15 protein-coding genes are annotated in these 22,473 nt (G+C 68.2%); 3 read left to right on the top strand and 12 right to left on the bottom strand.

Annotated elements, in window-relative coordinates:
• Nucleotides 1–11: 11 nt before the first annotated feature.
• From ACORJG_RS00105 to ACORJG_RS00150, 10 genes are all read right to left on the bottom strand, one after another.
• A complete protein-coding gene (locus tag ACORJG_RS00105) occupies nt 12–1,868 on the bottom strand; it encodes an MAG1210 family protein (RefSeq protein ID WP_427793084.1) in 1,857 nt (618 codons plus the stop codon).
• Nucleotides 1,763–2,503 carry a LemA family protein gene (locus ACORJG_RS00110; RefSeq protein ID WP_427790541.1) on the bottom strand — a complete coding sequence of 247 codons (741 nt, stop codon included), beginning with the start codon at nt 2,501–2,503 and terminating at the stop codon, nt 1,763–1,765. Before ACORJG_RS00110 ends, ACORJG_RS00105 begins: the two co-directional genes overlap by 106 nt.
• A gap of 98 nt (nt 2,504–2,601) precedes the next feature.
• A complete protein-coding gene (locus ACORJG_RS00115; RefSeq protein ID WP_427790543.1) occupies nt 2,602–3,645 on the bottom strand; it encodes a YncE family protein in 1,044 nt (347 codons plus the stop codon).
• Nucleotides 3,646–3,784: 139 nt separating this feature from the next.
• A complete protein-coding gene (gene ubiM / locus ACORJG_RS00120; protein WP_427790545.1) occupies nt 3,785–5,014 on the bottom strand; it encodes a 5-demethoxyubiquinol-8 5-hydroxylase UbiM in 1,230 nt (409 codons plus the stop codon).
• Between the two features lie 147 nt (nt 5,015–5,161).
• Complete coding sequence (locus ACORJG_RS00125; protein WP_427790546.1) at nt 5,162–7,771, bottom strand: M14 family zinc carboxypeptidase; 2,610 nt, start codon at nt 7,769–7,771, stop codon at nt 5,162–5,164.
• Nucleotides 7,772–7,797: 26 nt separating this feature from the next.
• Entirely contained in the window at nt 7,798–10,434 is a 2,637-nt protein-coding gene (locus ACORJG_RS00130; protein WP_427790548.1) for a TonB-dependent receptor, read from the bottom strand.
• Between the two features lie 155 nt (nt 10,435–10,589).
• On the bottom strand, nt 10,590–11,870 hold the full coding sequence (locus tag ACORJG_RS00135) for a TolC family protein (RefSeq protein ID WP_427790550.1): 1,281 nt from the start codon (nt 11,868–11,870) through the stop codon (nt 10,590–10,592).
• Entirely contained in the window at nt 11,867–12,166 is a 300-nt protein-coding gene (locus ACORJG_RS00140; protein WP_427790552.1) for a DUF3240 family protein, read from the bottom strand. The genes ACORJG_RS00135 and ACORJG_RS00140 overlap by 4 nt, the downstream gene beginning before the upstream one ends.
• Entirely contained in the window at nt 12,163–15,234 is a 3,072-nt protein-coding gene (locus tag ACORJG_RS00145) for an efflux RND transporter permease subunit (protein ID WP_427790554.1), read from the bottom strand. Before ACORJG_RS00145 ends, ACORJG_RS00140 begins: the two co-directional genes overlap by 4 nt.
• A gap of 1 nt (nt 15,235) precedes the next feature.
• Complete coding sequence (locus tag ACORJG_RS00150; RefSeq protein ID WP_427790556.1) at nt 15,236–16,297, bottom strand: efflux RND transporter periplasmic adaptor subunit; 1,062 nt, start codon at nt 16,295–16,297, stop codon at nt 15,236–15,238.
• 110 nt (nt 16,298–16,407) lie between these two features.
• Here ACORJG_RS00150 and ACORJG_RS00155 point away from each other — a divergent pair, with 110 nt between their 5' ends.
• From ACORJG_RS00155 to ACORJG_RS00165, 3 genes are all read left to right on the top strand, one after another.
• Nucleotides 16,408–17,061, top strand: coding sequence for a response regulator transcription factor (locus tag ACORJG_RS00155; protein WP_427790557.1), 654 nt, complete (start codon nt 16,408–16,410; stop codon nt 17,059–17,061).
• The gene (locus ACORJG_RS00160; protein WP_427790559.1) at nt 17,058–18,368 is read left to right on the top strand and encodes a sensor histidine kinase; all 1,311 of its coding nucleotides are present in this window, start codon (nt 17,058–17,060) and stop codon (nt 18,366–18,368) included. Before ACORJG_RS00155 ends, ACORJG_RS00160 begins: the two co-directional genes overlap by 4 nt.
• Before the next feature lie 229 nt (nt 18,369–18,597).
• A complete protein-coding gene (locus ACORJG_RS00165) occupies nt 18,598–18,942 on the top strand; it encodes a catalase (RefSeq protein ID WP_427790561.1) in 345 nt (114 codons plus the stop codon).
• Nucleotides 18,943–19,002: 60 nt separating this feature from the next.
• Here the strand turns inward: ACORJG_RS00165 and ACORJG_RS00170 are convergent, their stop codons facing one another.
• Together ACORJG_RS00170 and ACORJG_RS00175 are read right to left on the bottom strand one after the other, a co-directional pair.
• Nucleotides 19,003–20,019: a DUF6607 family protein gene (locus tag ACORJG_RS00170; RefSeq protein WP_427790563.1), complete on the bottom strand. Its 1,017-nt coding sequence runs from the start codon at nt 20,017–20,019 to the stop codon at nt 19,003–19,005.
• Nucleotides 20,016–22,307, bottom strand: coding sequence for a TonB-dependent hemoglobin/transferrin/lactoferrin family receptor (locus ACORJG_RS00175; RefSeq protein WP_427790565.1), 2,292 nt, complete (start codon nt 22,305–22,307; stop codon nt 20,016–20,018). The genes ACORJG_RS00170 and ACORJG_RS00175 overlap by 4 nt, the downstream gene beginning before the upstream one ends.
• Nucleotides 22,308–22,473 lie beyond the last annotated feature (166 nt).

Raw genomic sequence — 22,473 nt, forward strand, 5'->3', positions numbered from 1 at the left:
GGCTTACACCGTCAGTTCAGCAGGGCGGCGAAGATCGAGCGGCGGGCGATGGCGTTTTCGGGCGACAGGCCGTGTCGGGCGAAGTGGCTGCGCCAGCGCGGCGGCGCCGTCTGTTCCGGCGCAGCTTCATCCGTGGCCGGTTCCGATGGGGCGGGCGGGGCGTCTTCGCAGACCAGCATGTCGGAGGTCCGGTCCACCGCAATATACTCGACCCAGTGGACGGGCACCTGGTGGGTGTAGCCGTCGTCGCCGCGCACCGGGATGTGGTCGACGCGGTTGACGCCCCGGAAGCCGTGGGCCGTGACCTGAACCTTCTGGGCGCCGTCTTCGTCGCCGTGGCTGACGGTCTTCAGTACGTTGCGGGTGACGCTGTCGGGGTGGCTGAAACGCCCTTCGCCCATGTAGTTGGCGATGGCTTCATGCTCCCAGAAGCACGAACCCTGGATGACGCCCGCATAGATGTCTTCGGCCGGGCGGTGCTGCTGATACAGGGGGATGGCCAGGATGGGGGCGAAGCTGAAGTAGAAGGCTTTGAACAGGGCGTTGTGATAGGCGTTGAAGTGCGCCCGAGACGCCGCCAGGTCATAGAAGCGGAAGCCTTCCGGTGCGGCGCTGATGTCCATGCCGGTCAGGTGTTTCGGCTCGACGGCGTTGATCTTCTGCAGCTTGGTGAAGATGAAGTTGTCGCCGAAGCCGACGGCCTTGTCCTTGAGGATCTTCACCATTTCCTGCTGGGCCAGAGGGGTGAACAGCATGCGGAACTGGACTTCGTGATCGCGGTCGCCCGCCGCGAACAGGGCGTCGAACTCGCGGTTGGCCATCGGCGTGAAGCCCGAGCCGGAAGCCAGTTTGCGCGCCTTGGCCTCCAGCTTTTTGATCGCCTGGTTCTTGCGCCATTTGTTGAGCATGCCGTCGTCCAGCCCCGACAGGGACGAGGGCTGGCGGCTGAAGCTGAGGTCCGGCGCTGCGTGGTTGCCGTAGATCAGGATCGACTCGGTGTCATAGTCGGGGAAGGGCTTGTTGACCGAGGCCCGCAGGGTCTGCGAGCGCGACACTGTGCTCCAGCGGCCGTTGGAATCGCGCACCTGTTCGGTCCAGTGGATCGTCAGACTACCGCTATAGGTCTTGGACCCGATCCAGTGGTTCAGGGTCTGGGCCAGGATGAAGGGATTGCCGCTGACCACGCCGGTGTGAGCGAACATCACCGAGCGGCTGTTGTTGAAGGCGTCGTTCCAGCCATAGGACTGGCGCAGGCTGTTCAGGCGGGCGTGGCTGAAATAGGGGTCCAGTTCGACGCGGGGAAAGGTCTTGCTGACCAGTCGCGAGAAGATGTCCCAGTCGAAGAGACTGTTCAGCCCCGCCATCTGACCCCAGGCCAGAGCCTCTTTTTCGGCGCGGGCTTCGGCCAGGGCCTGGGTGCGGTTGTTCCCCGCCTTGATGATGGGGTTCAGTTTGGCGAAGACGGCGACCAGCAGGGCGCCCGACCCGGCCAGCCAGGCCAGATGCTGGCGATAGGCCATGAACAGCGTCGCCGCTACGGCGATGAAGACCACAACGCGCAGCAGCTTCCACCAGCGGGTGCTGGCGCCCGAGGCCTTGCCGCGCTGTTCCAGGTCGCGGATTTCCTGAACCGTTTTGGCGTTCGCCGCCTCATCGACGCGCGAGGTGCGGACCAGATCCTCGAAGAAGTCGGCCGTGTGCTTCTGGTGAGCGTCCTTCAGCCTGGCCTGATAGTGGTCGAGCGGTTCGTGGACGTCTTCAGTCAGAAGAAGGTCTCCCGCGCGGCGGCCTTGGTCTCGGCGCTGGCCGTGAAGGGGATGCGGGTGGTGTAACGGTTGCGTGCGGCCACGATCTGCTTGGTCGGCCAGGCGAAGATGTCCTGGTTCCAGATCGCCACCGTGTCATTGTACAGGGCGCGCGCGGCGGTGATTTCTTTTTGCAGATAGCTGTTCTGCTGCATGGCGTCGGCGATGGCGGCGTGGGCCTTCAGGTCGGGATAGGCTTCAAACGCGACGTTGATGCGCGACAGGACGCTGTCCATCTGGGCCGAGGCGGCGTTGCGCTGGGCGTCCGTGGCGTTGGCGCCGCTGCGCAGGGCGGTGACGCTCTTCATCACGTCCTTGTCCAGATCGACCGCCGTGTTCAGCAGGCCGACGACGTTGTTCAGGATGATGACCCGCTGTTCCAGATAGTTGTCGATCTGTGAGGCGTCGGCCTGAATCTTCTGCTGCAGCTTGCGCAGATAGGCCAGGGCGTTGATCTTCATGAACAGGAAGATCAGGCCGGGCAGGGCGCCCACGGCCGCAGCCGCCAGCCCCTTGGGCGCCGGGACCAGGCCCATGGCCGTGGCGGCCAGGGCGACGGCGGGAATGGCGACCCACAGGGCGATCTCGAAGATCAGGGAGCCGACGCCGACCGTCACCGGAATCTGCTTCTCGATGACGTTGATGTCGCGGCCCGTCTGATTGACCGCGCCGGTGACTTCGTCGAGTTCGTTGCCCATCAGAGGCCCCCTTGAAATGACGCCGTCATGTCTGGCCTGCGGCGGATTTTGTCAATGTGTCGCAGCCGTTTCGACCGCGCGGTTTCGAGCGCGCGGTTTCAGTCCAGCGGAATGCGCAGCACGCTTTCGACCTTGCTGGCGGCGTAGTCGGCGGTGAAGGGGGTCTTCACCGTGGCGTAGAGGGTTCGTCCGTCGGCGCCCAGACACAGGCTGTTGGGGAAGGGCCCGGCGCGGACGGTGCGCTTCAGGGCGTGGGTGTCGGCGTCCCATGCCGAGATCACGCCGCGCTCGCGGTGCGAGATGTAGAGCTCTCGGCGCTCCGGGTGGAGCAGTATGCCCATGGACTCGCCCGCCTCGGGCAGTTCGCCCAGATTCCGGCCGGTGTCGGGATCGACGATCAGCACCGTCTTCAGCCGCGAATGGTCGGTGATGTAGAGGCGGTTCCGCTCGACATCCAGCGCCAGATTCAGCCACAGGGCCGGGGCGTCTCCGGCCGGACGGAAGCGCTGGCGCACTTCGCCCGAGGCCGGGTCGATGACCAGCACCTCGCTGTCGCCGTTCAGGGCGTAGAGGTCGCCGGTGCGTGGGTGCAGCATCAGGCCCGTCACCCATTTGCCCACATTGCGGATGGTGTGGCTCAGTTGCAGGGTCCCGGCGTCGACGGCCCAGATGACGGCCGGATCGCCGATGCCGCCGACATAGAGCAGGTCGCGTTCGGCGTCGTGGATCACCTCGCGCGGGCCGAAGCGACGACCGTCGGCGCCGACGTCCTGAAAGTCCAGACGACCGATGACGGTGTCGTCCTCCAGATTGAAGCCGGTCAGGCTCTGGTCGCGTGGATTGGTCGAATACAGGCGATCGCCCGCCGCATTCAGCATCAGGCCGAAATTGCCCCGGTCGGTGTGGATGGCGCCGACCGGCTCCAGCGTCTCGGGGTCCAGCCGATAGATCACCCCGCCCTTCACGCCGCTGATGGCCAGGGCCGAGGCGACATAGACGGCGCCGTCGCGCGGGTTGCAGCGCACCTCATAGACGCCGTGCGACAGTTCTCGATAGAGGACGCCGTGGTCCAGAACGGCGGCGCTGACGGCGGGCTCGGGCGGCAGGGCGGGGCGGGAAGCGGGCCGGTTCTGTGTGGACATGCGGCGACCTTGCGAGGAAAAACGACTGTGGAATGCAGATGACGATCTGTCTCGATTTATTGAGAAAGAGTATCAATTGCAAACACAAGAGGGACTGTTTTCTCTCGCAGGGATCGGGCGGTCCGGCGTCGGCCGGGTGTCAGAAAGCCGGAGCGCGGCCGCCGCCGTCGGTCAGCATGGCGCTGACGGCGTGGCGGAAGGGCGGCAGGTTCCGGCCCGCGCCCAGCACGACCGAACGCAGCACCCGCGCGGGCGCGCGTTCATCGCCGAACAGCCGGGCGATGGCGTTGGTTCCGGCGTAGAGGGGCAGGGTGTCGCGGCGATGCCCGGCTTCATAGGCGCTCAAGGTCTCGGCGCACCCGATCCAGCGGCCGCGCGCATGGGCTTTCAACACCTGTCGGGCCAGCCGCTCCTGCCCCTTCAGGCCCAGATTGAAGCCGTGGGCCGTCACGGGGTTCATGCCCACGGCGGCGTCGCCGATCAGGGCGAAACCCCCGCCCGCGAAACGGCGGCTCCAGCTCACGGTCAGGGGATAGAGATGGCGCGGGCTGATGACGCTGACCGGGCCGAGGCGACCCTGGGCGCGACGGTTCAGTTCGGCCTCGAACACGGCGTTAGAAGCCTGGACCAGATCTTCTGCGGCGGCGCTCGGCAGGGTCAGCACGATGGAAGAGCGAAACCCGTCCGCGTCGGCGTTCAGCGGCAGGAAGGCCAGCGTCTGGCCGTGGTCGAAACATTCGGCGGCGACATGGCCGTGGTCGCGACTGTGGCGAACGCGGCAGACGATCATGGAGCGCCCCAGAGGGTGGATGTCCGCGCCGACGCCGAGTTGCGTCCGCACGCTGGAGAAGCGCGAATCCGCCGCGACCAGCAGGCGCGCCGTCAGCGCCGTCCCGTCATCCAGCCTCAGGTCGACGCGGCCGGGATGGCGCGAGGTTCCCGGCTGAGGGCGTGCGTGAACGATACGGCGCCCCGTCTGCACAGCGACGCCCGCCTGCCCGGCGGTCAGATGAAACAGCGCCTCGCGGATGCGGTGGTTGGGGATCAGCACGCCCAGACGCTCGCCCTGCGGCGGCGCGAACCGCAGGGCCTCCGGGCTGGCGCCGTTCGTCACCTGCGCCTGCCGCAGGTCGGAGATGTCGGCCGCATCCAGCCGGTCGCGGACGCCGAGGTCTTTCAGGATCGCCATCGAACGGTGCGTCAGGGCGATCTCGCGTCCGTCAAAGGCGGGTTGCGACAGGGCCTCTTCGGACTGGGGATCGACGATCCGTATGCTGAGACCGGCGTCCTTCAGCGATCGGGCGAAGGCCAAGCCGGTCGGTCCGGCGCCGGCGATGACGACGTCATGGTGATGGGCGGTATCGGTCATGTTCAGCGCCTCCGGACCGCACCTGCGCGGTCGACGGGCGCCTGGCCGATGCGCCCGCCTCCGGCTGTCGCCGGAGACAGGCACATTAGAGGTTCACTTACGCGAATGATAGCCAGTCGCAAGCGTCGCCGTCTGCGCTCCTTCGCCTCAGCGTCGACCGCCGCCGCCCAGATGGTTGGACAGGAACAGGGCGTTGATCAGCAGCCGCTCGGTCCCCAGCCAGTATTTGCGGTGCGCCGGATCGTCGGCGAACAGGACGACATTACCCGCCCCCACCGGGTTCACCTGTGCCCAGACCGAACCGGCCGAACGGGCGCGCAGGGCCTCTGGCAGGTAGCCGTTGACCTGCGGCTGCTCGTCGATCCGCACGACGTTGGCGAAGGGATCGGCCACGGGCGTCAGCACCACGTCCGTCTCCTTGTTCACGAACAGGTCGCGGCGCGACAGGCCGAAGGCGAGCGGGTGGCTGATGTCGGCGTCGGCCGACAGGGCGTTGCCCGCCGTGCGCTGCTCGCCCTGAACGGCGCCGCGATCGGCATAGTCGCGGCGTTCGATCTGCGTCTTCTCCTCGCGCTCGGATGACGCCTTGGGGGCCAGCCCGTTGTCCGCCGCCCAGCGCGCGGCGCTGCCGAACACGACCAGAGAACCGCCCGCCCGCACCCACGCCTTCAGCGCCTCGACCGTCGGCTGGCCCAGGTTGTCATAGCGCCCGCTGGACAGGACGATGCTGTCATAGTCGCCCAGCGGAACGCGGCCCAGTTGCGACGGGTCCAGCCGCGTCGCCGGATAGTTCAGCCGCTCGCTGAGGGCGAACCAGGTCGCGCCGATCTCGGTGGCGTTGACGCCCTCGCCCATGACCAGGGCGATGCGCGGCGCACGCACGACCTTCACATTGTCGCTGCCCAGATCGACGCCCGCGACGCTCTGGCCGGTCGAGACCGCGTAGGCGACCACGCCCGCCTCGCGCGCGGCCCCGTCGACGGCGGCGCGCAGGGCGGCGGCGTCCAGCGATTGTCCCGCTGTGGTGACGACAAGGGAGCCGCGTCCGAAGGCGCTTTCGCCCGCCGCCGTCCTTGCAGTCAGCGGCTCGAACGCCGCACGGACGCGCACGTCCTGACGCAGCAGGGCCGCCAGCAGTCGCGGGGCGTTCAGGTCGCGCCAGTCGACGACATAGGCGTAGGCGTCCTCCGGCCCGATGACGCCGCCGCTGGCGACGGGGGCCTTGGTCACGGCGGACCCGTGGGCGGGGACGCGGCGCAGGCCGTCGCTCTTCAACCCATAGGCCAGGGCGATGGAATAGGAGGTGCTGCCGTAGACGCTGCCCCTGGTCGGCGGCGTCCGGTCGAAGATGGAATGCACCAGTCGAAACTGCGGCTGGGCAGAGGGCACGACATAGGCGCTGCCCGGCTCATAGGCTCGGCCGTTCTGCGTCACCCGCTCGGTCAGCGGGTGGACCTGGATGTGGTGGGCCAGAAGCAGGTCCAGCGTCTGGCGCGTCAGCCCCGGATCGGCCGCGTCGCCGAAGACGAAGGCCTGGCTGGAATGGCGCCGCCCCTGTTCGACGGCCGAGCGGAAGAAGTCGCGCTGGAAGGCCTGCAGCCCGGCGCGCTCGGCGACGGCGCCGCGGATGGTGGCGAGGCCGACGTTGGTCTGGTTGCGGATGGTGAAGGGGAAGGTCAGCGGGCCGTTGGCCGTGTCCTGCACCAGGCCGCGCGAACTGGCCTGTTCGACCGTCACCCCGACCCCGCCGTGGAAGTCGGGATAGGTCGAGCCGTAGACCGGCGAGAAGTTGTCGAAGACTTCGCGCGTGTAATAGAGCGAGCCGAGGCTATCGAGCGCCTGGGCGTGATAGCGGGCCAGCGTCACGTTCCATTCATAGCTGGCGCGCGGCAGCAGCGGGCTTTCCATGCTGGCGGGCGAGGGCTCGAAGTAATAGGTGCTGCCTGCGCCCATTTCGTGGAAGTCGATCTGGATGTTGGGCCGCCAGCGGTGGAAGGCCTCCAGCTTGGCGCGCGTCTCTTTCTGCGTCACCGCCAGCCAGTCGCGGTTCAGGTCGGTGAAATAGTGGTTGGTGCGCCCGGCGGGCCAGGCCTCGACGTGTTCCTTGTCCAGTGGGTCGGCGACCGCGGGCTGGTTCTTCCAGGCATTGTGCCAGTTGGCGGCGCGGTCGCGGCCGTCGGGGTTCTGGGACGGGTCGATGACGATCACGGCCTTGTCCAGCCAGTCCAGCACCTCGGGCGAGCGCCCGGCGGCGAGGTAGTAGGCGGTCAGCAGGGCGGCCTCGCCGCTGGACGTTTCATTGCCGTGGACGCTGTAGAACAGGCCGACGACGACCGGGGCGTCGGCGCCCGCCGCCGGGCCGCCGGGATCGCCCGCCGCGATATGGGCGCGCTGGATCTGGTCGATCCGGCCCTGATTGGCGCCCGAAGTGATGACCACGGACAGCAGGGGCCGCTGTTCATAGCTGCGGCCGATCTCCTCGACCGTCACCCGGTCCGACAGGCGGGCCAGTTCGCGCAGATAGTCCACGATGCGGTCGTGGCGCGTGTAGTGCGTGCCGATCGGATAGCCGAGGAAGGCTTCCGGCGTCGGAATGGCGGGGTCGAAATCCCCTGCGGTCGCCTGTGGGAAGAAATAGCCGCTCTGGGCCAGGGCCGGAGCGGGCGCCGTCAGGGCTACGCCGCCCAGCAGGATCGCCGCCGCCGCGCCGCCGGTCAGGATGCGACGGAGGGATGAACGGGCGTGTCGAACGCTCATGATGTCAGGTCTCGATGCAAAAGGGATCAGAAGCGGACGTCGAAGCCGACGCGGAAATAGCGCCCGCGCAGATCGTACTGGCCGAAGTCGTATGGCGCGCGCACGCCGGGGAAGGAGGCGTCGTGCGGCGGCGCCTCGTCCAGCAGGTTCTCGATCTTGGCGTAGAGGGTCACCCGCTCCAGCCCGGACCACGCCGCATAGAGGTCGAACTGGTGATAGGCGTCGACGCGTTTCTGTCCGGCGACTTCGGGGACCTGATCGTAGCCCGAGGTGTAATACCAGGTCAGATTGGCGTCGAAGACATCGCGGTTCCACGCCAGCCGCGTCGTCGCCTTGTGCGCCGGCAGGGTCGAGCCGCGGTTCGATCCGGCATAGTCCAGCAACGGCCCGCCCGCCGCATTCGGCCGCTTGTAGTTCAGCAGGTGCGTATAGGCGCTGGAGGCGGTGAAGGTCCCCCATTCCTCGGTACGCCAGCGCTGGCTGAAGTCGATGTCGAAGCCAGAAGTCTCCAGCGCCGTCAGGTTGCGATAGCGGTTGTAGACGGCCTGCAGCTTGCCGCGCTCGTCGCGGATGACGTCGGCGGGATCGTTCTGCTGGATGATGGCGGTGGTGTTTCCCGTCCCGATCAGATTGTCGAGCTTGATCTGATACCAGTCGATGCTCAGCGCCGTGTCACGCGTCGGGGTGAAGACGACGCCCAGATTGTAGGAGCGGGTCTTTTCCGGCTCCAGATTGGTGTTGCCGACGGTGAAGAAGGTCGGGCTCTGGCGTGAGTTCGGCAGGTCGGGATCATAGGGGTCGATGACCGAGCCGTAGGAGATCATGGTCGAGGCCGAGTTCTCCGACAGCGACGGCGCCCGGAACCCGCGCGAGGCCGAGGCGCGCAGCGCCAGCCAGTCCAGCGGCTTCCACCGCACGCCCGCCTTGGGCGAGAAGGCGCTGCCGAAATCGCTGTATTCGTCGGCCCGCGCCGCGACCTGAACGTCGAGGTTGCTCAGGACCGGAATGTTGAACTCGGCATAGGCGGCCCAGACGTCGCGCTTGCCGTCGACGGCGGCGATGGCGGGGCGGATCTGCAGTCCGGCGTCGATCTGCCACGGATTGGTCGAGACGAGGCTTTCGTGGCGGAACTCGACCCCGGCGGCATAGCCGACCTGACCGGCGGGCAGGTTGAACAGCTCGCCCGAGATCTTGAAGTCGGCCCCATAGAGACGCGACTCCGCCGGACGCAGGGTCGACAGGCGGATGCCGTCCAGCACGGCCTGCGGCGTGGCGCCCGGATCGTGCAGGTTGAGCGCGCCATCAGCCAGGGCGTCGGCCAGGTTCCAGCGATGAGCGAAACCGCCCGACACCGTCTCGCGCTCGTCGCTGCCCGAGGCGAAGACGGCGGCTTCCCAGTCGAAGCGGTCATGGCGCCCGCGCACGCCGCCCAGCGCACGATAGGACTTCGACTCATTGGTCTTCAGCGTCCGGCCCAGATCGAAAAAGGTGTATTCGATCGGCGTGGCGACGCCGTAGGGATTGTAGGGATTATTGGCGGGCAGCAGGTTCGACACCGGCTCGGCCAGCCCGGTCTGGGCGTTCAGCGCGAACCGCCCGCCCTCCAGCGTGAAGAAGGGGCTGGAGCCGAACAGGGACGCCCCCTCGACATAGGAGTAGAGCACCTCGCCGAAGGCCTCGATCTGCGGCGTCAGGCGCTTCGTGCCGAACAGATAGGCCTGATAGCGGTCGGTCGAGGGGATCAGCGTCGTATGCGGCGCCAGATTGATGGCGCAGGTGTCGCCGGACAGACCGTCGATCGGAGCGCTGGCGGTCAGCACCATGCCCTCGGGGCACTGGCCCTGGGCGTTGAGGAAGGGCACGGACTTGCCGTCGACCAGGAAGCGCGCCCCCTTGGCCGACCAGCCGTTCCAGCGGCCGCCGGGCAGGTCGGTGTAGATGCCGGACCTGGTCAGGTCGCGCTGATCCTGATCCAGCCGGTTGCGGCTATAGGCCTCCAGCGACAGCAGGATGTTGTAGCCGTCCGCCTCCAGGTCACCATGGCCTGCGACCAGTTTGGCGGTTGATGTCTCCAGCCCGCCCTGTCCGGCGACGCCATAGCTGGCGCCGAACTCCAGACCCTGGAAGTTCTGGCGGGTGATGATGTTGGTGACGCCCGCCACCGCGTCCGAGCCATAAACCGCCGAGGCGCCGTCCTTCAGCACCTCCAGCCGCTGGGTCGCCACCATCGGCAGGGCGTTCAGGTTAACGAAGGTGTCCGACAGGCCGCCGCCGGGGAAGCCGTAGTTGGCCACGCGCCGTCCGTTCAGCAGCACCAGGGTGTTCTTCTGCGACAGGCCGCGCAGGCCCATGCCCGCTGCGCCCGAGGACCAGCCGCTGTTCTGCGTTTCGTTCGAGCCGTTTCCGGTGTTGGCCGAGATCGAGCGCAGCAGGTCCGCCGTGGTCGACTTGCCCGAGCTGGCCAGTTCTTCGCGCCCGATCACCTGAACGGGGTTGAAGCCCTCGGTATTGGCCTTGCGGATGTTGGAGCCGGTCACCACCACGTCGGACACCGCGTGGGCCGTCAGATTTTCAGAGGCTGAGGTTTGAACCTGAGCCTGCGCGGCGCCGCACGCCCCGGCCGCGGAAAGAAAGGCGAGAACGGTCAGGGAGGGCCGTAACATGATGACGCTGCACCGCAATAAAAGTCACAAATGGGCGCGCAATAAGGCACGGTGCGGCGGCGTCTCTAATGTAGAATTTCTCCACTCATGGTCAGAAACAGTGACGCTTGCGTCAGGGCGCAGGCGCCGTCCGTAAACGGATCAGCGGCGACGGCTCACTGGGGCCACAAAAGCCCGGCGCGGATCTGCAGGGCGGCGCTGAGGGCGCGGGCGGCGGCGCGGGCGTCGATCTCCAGACGGCGGGCCTCATTGGCCTGACGCTCGGCATAGAGACGGTCGGTCAGGTCGATGGCGCCCAGGGCCTGACCACGCGCCGACAGGGCGGCGCTGCGTTCGGCGCGGCTGACGGCCTCATGCCCGGCGCGCCAGCTGGCGAGGCGGGCGCGCAGTTCGGCGACATCGGCGTTGGCGGCGGCGATGACCTCACGCTCGGTCAGCAGGCGCTCGGACAGGGCGGCCGAGGCCGAGGCGGTCGCCTGATCGGCCAGGGCGCGGCGGTGGCCTCCGCCCAGCGGGATGGAGACGGTCACGCCCGCCCCCTGTTCATCGCCGCCGCGCTCGCTGAATAGGCGCAGGCCCACGCTGGGGTCGGCATACCGGTCGGCGCGGGCGCGCCGGGCCAGGACCTCTTCGCGCTCGGCCTCCCGCGCGGCGGCGACCGTCTCCAGACTGTGGTCGATCATCAGGGTCTGCAGGGTGCGGATGTCGTCGGGATTCATCGCCGGATGGGACAGGGAAGGAGCCTCGTCCGGCAGCGGCATTTCAGGGAAGCGACCGGCCAGCAGCAGGCGGGCGCGGTCGTGCTCGGCCTGAGCGTCCTGCATCTGCGCCTCGGCCAAGGCCAGGGCGACGCCTGCCTGTTCCAGCTCAAGCTCTGCGGCGTCGCGCAGTTCGACGCGGCGGCGCGTGGCCTGGGCCACGGCGGTCTGGGTCTGGACCAGTTCGGCGGCGTTGCGCTGCACCTCGGCGGCGCGCAGCCAGTCATACCAGAGCGCGGCCAGCGACAGGGCGGCGTCGCGACGCGCCAGCGCCAGCCGGTCGCCTGCCGCCTCAAGCCCCAGATCGCCCGCCTGACGGTCCAGCGCCGCCTTGCCCGGCAGACGGAAGCTGCGCGACAGGCCGGTTTCGAACTCGTTGAAGCCGCCCTCGCCGTGGATGTCGCGACGACCGGCGGCGCCCTCCAGCGTGATTTCATGGGGGCCGCGACGCAGGGCCTCGGCCTCGGCGCGGGCCATGCCGACGCGGGCACGGGATGCGGCGACGCCCGGATGGTCGGCCAGCGCCTGACGGGCCATGGTCTCGGGCGGCAGGTCGGACGCGGGCGAGGCGACGGAGGCCGCCTCAATCGGCGCAGAGGCGGGTTGCAGCGGCGCCGCTGTGGCCAAGGGAGCGGTCATGGCGGCGACTTGGGCGGCGATCAGAACGGCGAAACTCATGCCAGACGGCCTCCGGCCAGAACGGGGGTGACGCGCCAGCGCAGCGGCTGGCGTCTTCTGAGGGCGCTCAGGGCCTCGATCAGGGCGTCGAGGGCGCCCTGTTCCATCTCGACCTCAAGGGCCATGCGGCTGAGGCTGCCGGACACGCGCTCACCGTTACGGGCGTCGCCGAAGTCGCGGCCCAGCACCTCTTCGCGCCGCATATGGACAGGGGCGGCGGCTGCGTCGCGCAGCAGCTGGCCCACGATGTCGGCGTCGCCGGGCGCGCAGAAACAGGTCAGAACGATGCGACTCATGCCTGCGCCTCCTCACGGCTTTCGCCGAACCGCTCGTAAAGGATGGGCAGCAGCACCAGCGTCAGCAGGGTCGAGGTGATCAGGCCGCCGATGACGACGATGGCCAGCGGCTTCTGGATCTCGGACCCCGGCCCGGTGGCGAACAACAGTGGCACCAGACCGCAGGCGGCGATGCTGGCGGTCATGATGACGGGGCGGAAGCGCCGCGCCGCGCCGATGCGCACAGCCTCGGCCAGAGGCGTGCCTTCCTCGCGCAGCTGGCGGAAGTAGACCACCAGCACCAGACCGTTCAGCACGGCGATGCCCAGCAGGGCGATGAAGCCGACCGAGGCCGGGACCGACAGATACTGCCCCGTCGCCCACAGGGAGATCATCCCCCCCACCGCTGCGAACGGGATGTTGGCCAGGATCAGCGCCGAGGCGCGCAGCGACTTCAGCGTGGCGTACAGGACGAAGAAGATCAGCAGCAGGGCCGCTGGGATCACCATCATCAGCCGGGCCGAGGCGCGCTGCTGGTTCTCGAACTGACCGCCCCAGACCAGACGGTAGCCGGCCGGAACGTCGACCTTTTCGGCCACGCGGGCGCGGGCGTCGTCGACATAGCCGACCAGATCGCGGCCCGAGACGAAGGCTTGCACCAGCGCGTAGCGCGAGCCGTCTTCATGGTCGATGCGGATCGGGCCTTCGGTGCGGTTGATATTCGCCAGATCGCTGACGCGGGCCAGTTGTCCGGTCGGGGTCATCAGCTGCATGTCGGAGAAACGGCCGGCGTCCTGACGGATGGTCTCGTCGCCGCGGATGACGACGGGGATGCGTTTCTGCCCCTCGGCCACCACGCCTGCGGACAGGCCCTCCAGCTGGGCGCGCAGCGTGTCCTGCAGCGTCTCGACCGGCATACCTGCGCGTCCGGCGGCGGCGCGGTCGATGTCCAGTTGCAGATAGTCGACCGTGTCATTGGCCACGGTGGTCACCTCGGCGGCGCCGGGGGTGTCGTGCAGGGCGGTTTGCACGCGGCCCGCCAGATCCGACAGCACGGCCAGATCTGGGCCGAAGATCTTGACCACCAGATCGCCGCGCGCGCCGGTCAGCATCTCGGCTACGCGCATCTCGATCGGCTGGGTGAAGGTGACGTCGAGGCCGGGCATGGCCTCCAGCGCGCGCCGCATTTCGCCGACGACGAACTCACGGTCGCCGCGCCAGGTCCTGGCGGGTTTCAGCGTGACGAACAGGTCGGATTCGTTCAGACCCATCGGGTCCAGACCCAGTTCGTCGGTGCCGGTGCGCGAGATGACGCCGCTGACCTCGGGCACCTGACGCATCAGTTCGGCTTCGATGCGGTTGGTCAGGGCGAGGGATCGGTCAAGGCCGATGGTCGGCAGCTTGGCCGCCTGAATGACCACGGCGCCTTCGTCCATCGTCGGCATGAAGGCCTTGCCCACCGCCGTATAGGCCAGGGCCGCCAGCGCCAGCCCCAGGCCTGCGACGCCATAGACCAGCTTCTTGCGCGCGAAGGCGCCGTTCAGCAGGCGGGCGTAGAGCGGGTTCAGCCGACGCATGATCCACGGCTCGCCGTGGGCGCCGCCCTTCAGCCCCATGGAAGCCAGCACCGGCACCAGCGTCAGCGCCAGCAGCAGCGACCCGGCCAGGGCGAAGGTGATGGTCAGGGCGACGGGAGCGAACAGCTTGCCCTCCAGTCCTTCCAGCGACAGCAGCGGCAGGAAGACCAGGGCGATGATGGCGATGCCCGCCGACACCGGCACGATCACCTCGGCCGTGGCGCGGAAGACGATGTTCAGGCGCGGCGTGTCGTTCGATTTGGCGTGGTTCAGGCGCTCGACGATGTTCTCGACCACCACCACGGCGCCGTCGACCAGTATGCCGATGGCGATGGCCAGCCCGCCCAGACTCATCAGATTGGCCGACAGGCCGGCCGAGCCCATGAACAGGAAGGTGGACAGCGCCGCCATCGGCAGGGTCGCCGCCACAATGGCCGCCGCCCGCCAGTCGCCCAGAAACAGGATCAGCAGGATGACCACCAGAACGGTGGCTTCCAGCAGGGCCTTCTGCACCGTGCTGACGGCGCGATTGATCAGGTCGGAACGGTCATAGAAGATATCCAGTCGCGTGCCCTTGGGCAGGCTGGCCTCAAGTTCGGTCAGGCGTTCGCGGGCGCCCTCGACCACCTGGCGGGCGTCGGCGCCGCGCAGGGCGATGACCAGACCCTGAACCGCCTCGCCGTCGCCGTGGGCGGTGACGCCGCCGTAGCGGGTGATCGAGCCGACGCCGACGCTGGCCACATCGGCCAGACGGACGATGCGTCCCTCGCGCGCCGTAACCACGACCTGCTCCAGATCGGCGGCGTCGCGCACGGCCCCGACCGCGCGCACGATCAGCGTCTCCTCGCCCATGGCCAGTCGCCCGGCGCCGTCGTTGCGGTTGCCGCGCTCGATCGCGTCGCGCAGGTCGTCGACGCTCAGGCGAGCGGCGGCCAGAGCCACCGGGTCAGGCCGCACCTCAAAGGTCCGCACATGGCCGCCCAGAGCGTTCACATCGGCCACGCCCGGCACGGTGCGCAGGGCCGGGCGGATGGTCCAGTCCAGCAGCTCGCGCTTTTCGGACAGGGACAGCGGCCCCTCGATGGTGAACATCAGCATGTCGGACAGGGGGGTGGCGATCGGCGCCATGCCGCCCTCGACCCCCGATGGCAGTTCGCCCATCACGCCGGCCAGACGTTCGCCCACCTGTTGCCGCGCCCAATAGATGTCCGTGCCGTCTTTGAAGTCGATGGTGATATCGGCGATGGCGTATTTGGCCATGGAGCGCAGGACCGACTGGTTCGGCAGGCCCAGCATTTCCATCTCGATGGGGGCGATGACGCGGGTCTCGACCTCTTCCGGCGTCATGCCGGGCGCCTTCAGGATGATCTTGACCTGGGTCTGGGAGATGTCGGGATAGGCGTCCACCGGCAGGCGCGAATAGGCCCAGGCCCCCGCGGCGGCCAGCATCGCCGTCAGGGCCAGGATCAGCAGCCGATAGGACAGCGACCAGGCGACCAGGGCGCGCAGCATCTCAGTTCTGCCCCGCGATGGACTTCAGTTCGCTGACGCCGCGCACGGCGACGGCTTCGCCCGCCGCGACGCCGGATCGGATGACGGTCAGACCGTCGGCGCCGGTCGCCGTCTCCACCTGGCGCACGACGACGCCCCCGGCGGTGCGAACGAAGACGGACGACTGCCCGTCCAGCAGGGCCACGGCCGGGGTCGGCACGGTCACAGCGTTCCCCTCGGTCGGGCCCATCACCACGACAGAGGTCGCGCGGCCGGACAGCACGCCCTCGGCCGCCGGAATCTTGGCCCGCAACAGGGTCGAGCGGGTTTCGGGGTCCAGCGACGCGCCGACGCTGGTGATCCGGCCGCGCACGCCGTCGGGCAGGACCACAGCCATGCCCGGCCGCACCTGAGCGACCATGCGCTCGGGCAGTTGGGCGGTCAGCTCATACAGGTTGGCGGCGTCGATGACATAGGCGGCCGTGGCGCCGTCGACGGGGCTGCCCGTCTCGATCGAAGCCGTGGCGACGCGACCTGCGATCGGCGCCTTCAGCGTATAGGTCCCCTGTGAGGGCGAGCCGTTGACCAGCTGCAGCACGCGGCGCTGTTCGGCCAGTTCGGCCTCGGCCTCGCGCAGGGCGGCGCGGGCCTCATCGGCGCGGGCGCCGGCGATGACGCCCTCGGCGGCCAGCTGTTGCAGGCGGCGGTTGTTGGCGCGGGCCATCTCGACGCGGGCGGAGGCCTGTTCGCGCGCGGCGCCCAGGGTGAACAGCTCACGCGCGGCGATGACGGCCAGCGCCTGTCCGGCGCGCACCTGATCGCCCTCGACCACCAGGGTGCGGGTGACGACGCCGGGCATGATGGCGGCGACGGCGACGCGGGCGTTCGGCGGCGGCGCCACCGTGGCCGGGATGGAGCCGAGGGGGGCCTCGGTCGCGGCCTGCGCCGTTTCAAACCCGATGCCCAGACCGGTGATCTGTTCGACGTTGAGGGGAATGACGCCCTTGGCCGCAGCGGCGGCGGGAGCCGGGTCTTCGGGGACCTGAGCCTTGTCGCCGCTGCAGGCGCCCAGCAGCCAGACCAAGGCAAACGCCGACGCGCAGGTCGCCCGATGTATCATTTTCACGCCCCCGGTAATGAACCGGAGCGATAACTATTGGCCTAAGCTGTCAAAATGCTGCCAATGGGCGCCGTATGCGAATTCTTCTTATCGAGGACGAGGTGCGGCTGGCCGAACGGACGGTCGCCAACCTCGCCCGGCATGGCGTCATCTGCGAATGGGTGCCTCAGGCCGAGGACGCCCTGGGCTTCGTCGCCGACGGCTTTCAGGTTCTGGTGGTGGACATCGGCCTGCCGGGAATGTCGGGGCTGGAGTTCGTGCGCAGCATCCGCCGCTCGGGCGTGGCGACGCCGGTGCTGATCCTGACGGCGCGCGGCAGCTGGCGTGAAAAGGTCGACGGTCTGAACGCGGGCGCCGACGACTTCATCGTCAAGCCGGTCCGCATCGAAGAGCTGATCGCCCGGCTTCATGCGCTGGCGCGGCGCGCGGCCGGACACAGCGCGACGCGGCTGAGCGTGGGTCCGCTGGCGCTCGACCCCGCCGATGGTCAGGCCTGGCGCGACGGCGAGCCGCTGACCCTGACGGGCAATGAGTTCCGCCTGCTGCAACTGCTGCTCTACAATCCGGGGCGGACCCTGTCGCGGCAGGCCATCATGGACGGCCTGTATCGTCTGGACGCCGACCGGGACGCCAATACGGTCGAGGTTCTGGTGGGCCGTCTGCGGCGCAAGATCGGCCGCGATCATATCGAGACGGTCCGGGGTTTCGGCTACAGGCTGACGGCATGATTCGCAGTCTGCGCCTGCGTCTGATCCTGGCGTCGGCCGTGGCTGTCGTATTGGCCATGGTGCTGGCCGGGCTGTTCATGGCCAACCTCTATCGCGTTCACACGACCGAGCGGTTCCGTAGCGAACTGGATCACCACCACGACGAGCTGGTCATCCTGATCCGGCGCGACGGACTGACGGCGGCGCAGAACCAGCAGCCTCTGTCGGATCCGCTGTTCAATGTGCCGGGCTCGGGCCTCTACTGGCAGATCGAGCCGCCGGTCGGGGCGCCGCTGATGTCGCCGTCTCTGGAGGGGACGCCTCTGCAGGCCGATCCGTCCAGCGCCGTCTGGGGCGATGCGCGGCGCGGGGACGACGTTCTGCTGCAACGCAGCGTCTGGACGCCGCTGGGACCGGGCGCGCCGACGCTGGTGACCATCGCTTCCAGCCATGCGCTGCTGGAAGAACAGATCGCCGCCTTTCATCAGGACCTGACCGTCTCCATCGTCGTGATCGGGGTGCTGCTGCTGATGGGCGCGGTGGTGTTGGTGCGGTTCGGCCTGGCGCCGGTTCTGCGGCTTGGCGATGATGTCGAGCGGCTGCGGCGTGGGCGGATTGCCCGGCTGCCGCTCGAGGCGCCGACCGAGTTCGTGCCGGTGGTCCAGCGGCTGAACGCCGTGCTGGACGGTCAGGCCCAGGTCGTGGCGCGCGCCCGCGCCGAGTCCGGCGCCCTGGCCCACCACCTGCGCACGCCGCTGGCCCTGATCGCGGACGAGGCCGAGCAGCTGAGACGGTCAGGGGATGCGGGGTCGGCCGACTTCCTGCTGGAACAGTGCGAGGCCATGCGGCGGCACATGGACTATCATCTGGCGCGCGCCGCCGCCGCCGGGACGCGCGACAGCAGCGCCGTCACCCACGCTGCGCCTCTGGTCGAGGAAATACTGGTGGCCCTGCGCCGCCTGCACGCGGAAAAGGCGCTGACGATCCGGTCCGAGACGCCGCCCGACTGCGTCCTGCCCTGCGACAGCGGCGATCTGGCCGAGATCGTCTCCAATCTGGTCGACAACGCCTGCAAATGGGCGACGACGACCGTGGTGGTCGCGGGCGTGGAGGACGGGCTGGAGGTCCGCGACGACGGGCCGGGCATTCCTGAGCATCAGCGCAGCGCCGTCTTCAACGTCGGCATGAGGCTGGACCCGTCCCGGCCGGGCGCGGGGCTGGGCCTGACGGCGGTGCGGGACCTGTTGCATCTATATGATGCACGACTGGAACTGGGCGACGCGCCAGAAGGCGGCCTGAGAGCGAGGGTCGTGTTTCAGGCGCCGTGAAAATATTCTCCGCGTGACGATGATGTGCTGAACCCGCGTCGCCTGATCCTGGCGGTATCGTCATCAAAACGTGCGCTGACCTTTGCCAACACGTCCTAGACACGGTTTGATCGCAGGCAGGGATGAAACGGAATGAGGCTCGTTATTGCGCCACGCGCCATTGCGCCGCTGATCATAGGGGCCACAGCCCTGGCGGCGGCGGCCCTGATCAGCATTTTTCCGGAACCGGTTGAGGCTCGGGATCAAGGCTCGACGCCTGTTCCGCAGACGGCTCCGGCGATACCTTCTTTCAACCGCGCCGCGCGGGCCTGAGGGCCGCAGGCCCCGCGCCGTCTTCTCGCTGAAGTTCTATACGGACGGGGCCAACTACGATCTGGCGGGCGACAATACCCCGGTCTTGTTCGTGCGTGAGCCGATGACGTTCCCGCACTTCATCCATAGCCGGAAGCGGCCTGTCGGACTCAGGCCTGCGCGACAATCACATGCAGTGGGACTTCTGACCAACAACCCCGAGACGGCGCGTCAGACGCTGCGCCCAAACTGGCTGAAGGCATGGGCGAGCGCTGAGGTCTGACGCTCAGGACCTGAATTGAAAACGCCCCCGTTCCGTGCTCGGAGCGGGGGCGTTCCTGCATCAGCGGGCGTTCGCTTCGATCAGGGCGCGGGCCTGGACGACAGCGGCCTCGGTGGTCAGTTCTCCGGCGTTGATCTTGTCCGCCAGGGTCATCAGGGGCGGGGCGGTGATGGCGCCGGTTTCGGCTTCCTCGGCGACATGGACGCCGCCATCGCGGGCGATGACCGCGTCCCAGGCGTCTCGCACGGCGGCCCAATAGGTCTTGGTCGCCGCCCAGTAGTCGTCGCCTGCCTTGGGCGAGAAGGCGGTAGAGGCGTCATAGCTGTTGATGACGTCTTCCTGCACCACGGCGACCGGCTCGCCGCCGCCCTGGCCCGACAGCTTCAGATTGTCCTGAATGTGGACCCAGCCGTCATGCTTCAGGATGTGGCGGTTGGTGCCCAGGTAGCGGTCGTAGATCGGGTTGCGCGTCGCATCACGACGGGCCAGCGGCCGCCACGTCGGGTTGGAGGTCCAGGCGCGCAGTCCATTCTCATAGGACCAGCGGCCGACACCGCCATAGCGCGGGGAATCGTCCGTCTGCCACACGGTCTGGGACCAGGCGCTCTCGCGGTCGGCGGCGGATACAGGCGAGGTGCGCCAGGTGTTGTCGCCGACATAGGTCAGGACGCTTTGCGGCTCATAGGCCCAGTCCTGGCGCCAGTGTTTGACGACGATGCTCTTGCCGCCGTGCTCCATGACCAGGATGTGCTGCAGGCTGATGCGGTCGCCGTGGTCATAGACGACGCGGACGATCTCCGTGCCGCTGGACAGCTGTTCCTCCAGCGGGTCGTAGTTCGCGACGAAGCTGACGTTTTCACGCATGTCGAAGTGGACGCGGAACGCGCCCGCCTGGGCCAGGATGGACTGGCGGTCACGCTCGAACTGGGGGCTGCGGGCAGGCGCCGCGGCCTGCGCGCTCTGGGCGGAAGCCGCCGTGGCGAGGGCGGCGGGCGCCGCCCCGGTCAACAGGGCGGCGGCGATCAGGATGGCGCGCATGGAAGGCTCCTTGGCGATAGGCAGGGTCTTGAGGGTCACAGGCGCACGCTCAGGGAGACGCCGATGTTGCGGCCCGGCTGGGTGAAGGCGTCCAGCGTTCCGGGGCTGGCGCCGACGGCGGGACGGTTCAGGCCGCGCACATCGCTCCACCAGGCGTATTTCTCGTCGAAGACGTTGAAGACGCCCGCGCGCACCGTGGCCCGCTGGGTCACGTTCCAGAAGGCGGTGACGTCCAGCAGGGTGAAGCGCTCGCCCGGCCAGCACAGGCCGCCGCCGCACTCATGGTTCGACTTGCGGTCCGACCAGGTGACGGTGGCGCTGCCGCCCCAGACGCCCGACGGCGCGGCGTAGTTCAGCCCGCCGACCAGTTTGATCGGATCGACGCTGGTCAGGGCGCCGCGCTTGCCGTCCGTCTCCTGCTCGCCATCGGCGAAGGAGGCGGCGACGATGGTCGAGAAGCCGTTGTCCCAGTGGATGTCGCCGCGCGCTTCCAGACCCCAGATCTTCACCGTGGTCCGGTTGACGTATTGATAGATCAGCGGATCGACGCCCGGCACGCCGGTTCCGCGCACCACCACCTGATCGATGAAGTCGTCGTATTCGGTGCGGAAGGCGGTGGTCTGCAGCGACAGATTCCCGCCGAACAGGTCAAGGTTGCGGAAGCGGAAGCCGCCTTCGATGCTTTCGCTGGTTTCGGGTTTCAGGTCCGGGTTCGGAATGGACTCATAGCCGTACAGCGGGTTGGCGAAGAAGTTGTTCACCTGCATCGGCGAGGGCGCCTTGAAGCCCTGGGCGTAGTTGGCGAAGACGCCGAAGTGGTCGTCGGCCCAGTAGATGGCGCCGATCTTGGGCGACAGATGGCCGTCGCTCTGCTTTTCAGCAGCGGCCGGGAACAGGGCGTCCTTCTTGGGCGTCAGCTCATACCAGTCGTAGCGCAGGGCCGGGATGATGCTGAGGCGACCGCCCATCAGGTCGATCTCGTCCTGAATGAACAGGCCAGCCAGATCGAAGGTGGTCTTGGGGAAGGGCCGTGTCGGGAAGGTTTCGCCCGCCGGGGGGACGGCACCGTCGCGGACGCCTTCCTGTGTCGTGCGCGACCAGTCGGCGCCGAAGGTGACGCGGTGACGAAGGCCGTCGCCGCCGAAGGACTTCGAGCCCTGCGCGGCCAGGCCCCAGACGGCGTTGTCGAAGGTGACGTCGCGGCTGCGGTCGCCCGAGACGGTGGTCGCGGGGGCGGCGCCGACCTTGGTCGTGATGTCGCGGTCTTCAAAGGTGTACTGGCGGGTGGTCGCCTCCTGCCAGAAGCCGGTGACCGAGCCGTTGTCCAGCTTCAGGAAGTCGTTGAAGCGCCAGTCGAGGCTGATGCGGTCGCGCTGCGTCTCGTCCTCGGCCAGAACCTGATTGACGGTGGTGATGGTGGTGCGGTCGCCCATCGTCAGGGAACTGGTCCCGCGTGTGCTCAGGGCGTCGCCGCTCATGTCCTGATCGAAGTGGTCGTAGGTCAGGCGCACGGTGTGGTTGGGCGCGGCCTCCCACACCAGTTTGGCCAGCACGGCGTTGGAGGCGAAATCCTGCGGGTTCGGCTTGGTGCGGGCGGCGCCCATGCCGCCCTTTTCGGCCATGTTCTCGGTCTCATTGGCGTCGCGGCGGGTGTAGGCCAGCAGACCCGACAAGGCGCCGCTGCGACCGGCCAGCGCCAGACCCTCGGTCCAGCCGTCGTCGGCCGAGTTGTAGCCGACGCGGGCGCGGGCGCCGAAGTTGCGACCCGCCTCGATGAAGTCCGCTGGGTCCTTGGAGGTGAAGCTGACCGCGCCCGCCACCCCGTCCGAACCATAGAGAGCCGAGGCCGGGCCGCGCAGGATCTCGACCGACTTGACCAGATCCAGATCATTATAGCCGCCGCGCCCCACCGCCTGAGCGCCGAAGGTGAAGCCGTCGGGCACGCGCACGCCGTCCTGAACGATCAGCACGCGGTTGCCGCCCATGCCGCGGATGGTGAAGCCCGAATTGCCGTCGCGTCCGGCGCCGGACAGGGCGGCCGAGAAGCGGGCGGGGCTGGTCGGAACGCTGACGCCCGGCTCGAACCGGATCAGGTCCTTGATGTCGGTGACGAGGTTGGTCTCGATGCCCTTGGCGGTGATGACGCTGATGCTGGCGGGCACCTCATCGACGCGGCGCTCGGTGCGGGTGCCGACGACGGTGACCGGCGCCACGCGGACGGGCTCGTTCAGGTCCGGGGAGCCTTCGTCCGCATGCGCGACGCCCGGCGCAGGAAGTGCGACGAGCAGAGCGGAAAAACCGACGGAAAGCATGAGAAGCGAACGCATTTTACGAGCCCCGGTTGAAACTGCCCGGGTGTGTAGTGCGAGTAAGTCGCAGAATCAATCTTAACTCGTAGTCTTCCCAATGGCGACTGTGCCGGTCACAAATGCGCCAACAGGTCGCTTTGACGGAAGTGCGTCATTTCCCTTAAGAAAAACTCTGGCAGAACGG

This window comes from Brevundimonas diminuta (assembly GCF_050310045.1).
GTDB classification, from domain to species: Bacteria; Pseudomonadota; Alphaproteobacteria; order Caulobacterales; family Caulobacteraceae; genus Brevundimonas; species Brevundimonas diminuta_F.

Bases quoted from the DNA above. Each gene is read 5' to 3' on its own strand.
- ACORJG_RS00110 (WP_427790541.1), bottom strand. From the start codon at position 2,503: ATGGGCAACGAACTCGACGAAGTCACCGGCGCGGTCAATCAGACGGGC.
- ACORJG_RS00115 (WP_427790543.1), bottom strand. From the start codon at position 3,645: ATGTCCACACAGAACCGGCCCGCTTCCCGCCCCGCCCTGCCGCCCGAG.
- ubiM (WP_427790545.1), bottom strand. From the start codon at position 5,014: ATGACCGATACCGCCCATCACCATGACGTCGTCATCGCCGGCGCCGGA.
- ACORJG_RS00125 (WP_427790546.1), bottom strand. From the start codon at position 7,771: ATGAGCGTTCGACACGCCCGTTCATCCCTCCGTCGCATCCTGACCGGC.
- ACORJG_RS00130 (WP_427790548.1), bottom strand. From the start codon at position 10,434: ATGTTACGGCCCTCCCTGACCGTTCTCGCCTTTCTTTCCGCGGCCGGG.
- ACORJG_RS00135 (WP_427790550.1), bottom strand. From the start codon at position 11,870: ATGAGTTTCGCCGTTCTGATCGCCGCCCAAGTCGCCGCCATGACCGCT.
- ACORJG_RS00140 (WP_427790552.1), bottom strand. From the start codon at position 12,166: ATGAGTCGCATCGTTCTGACCTGTTTCTGCGCGCCCGGCGACGCCGAC.
- ACORJG_RS00145 (WP_427790554.1), bottom strand. From the start codon at position 15,234: ATGCTGCGCGCCCTGGTCGCCTGGTCGCTGTCCTATCGGCTGCTGATC.
- ACORJG_RS00155 (WP_427790557.1), top strand. From the start codon at position 16,408: ATGCGAATTCTTCTTATCGAGGACGAGGTGCGGCTGGCCGAACGGACG.
- ACORJG_RS00160 (WP_427790559.1), top strand. From the start codon at position 17,058: ATGATTCGCAGTCTGCGCCTGCGTCTGATCCTGGCGTCGGCCGTGGCT.
- ACORJG_RS00175 (WP_427790565.1), bottom strand. From the start codon at position 22,307: ATGCGTTCGCTTCTCATGCTTTCCGTCGGTTTTTCCGCTCTGCTCGTC.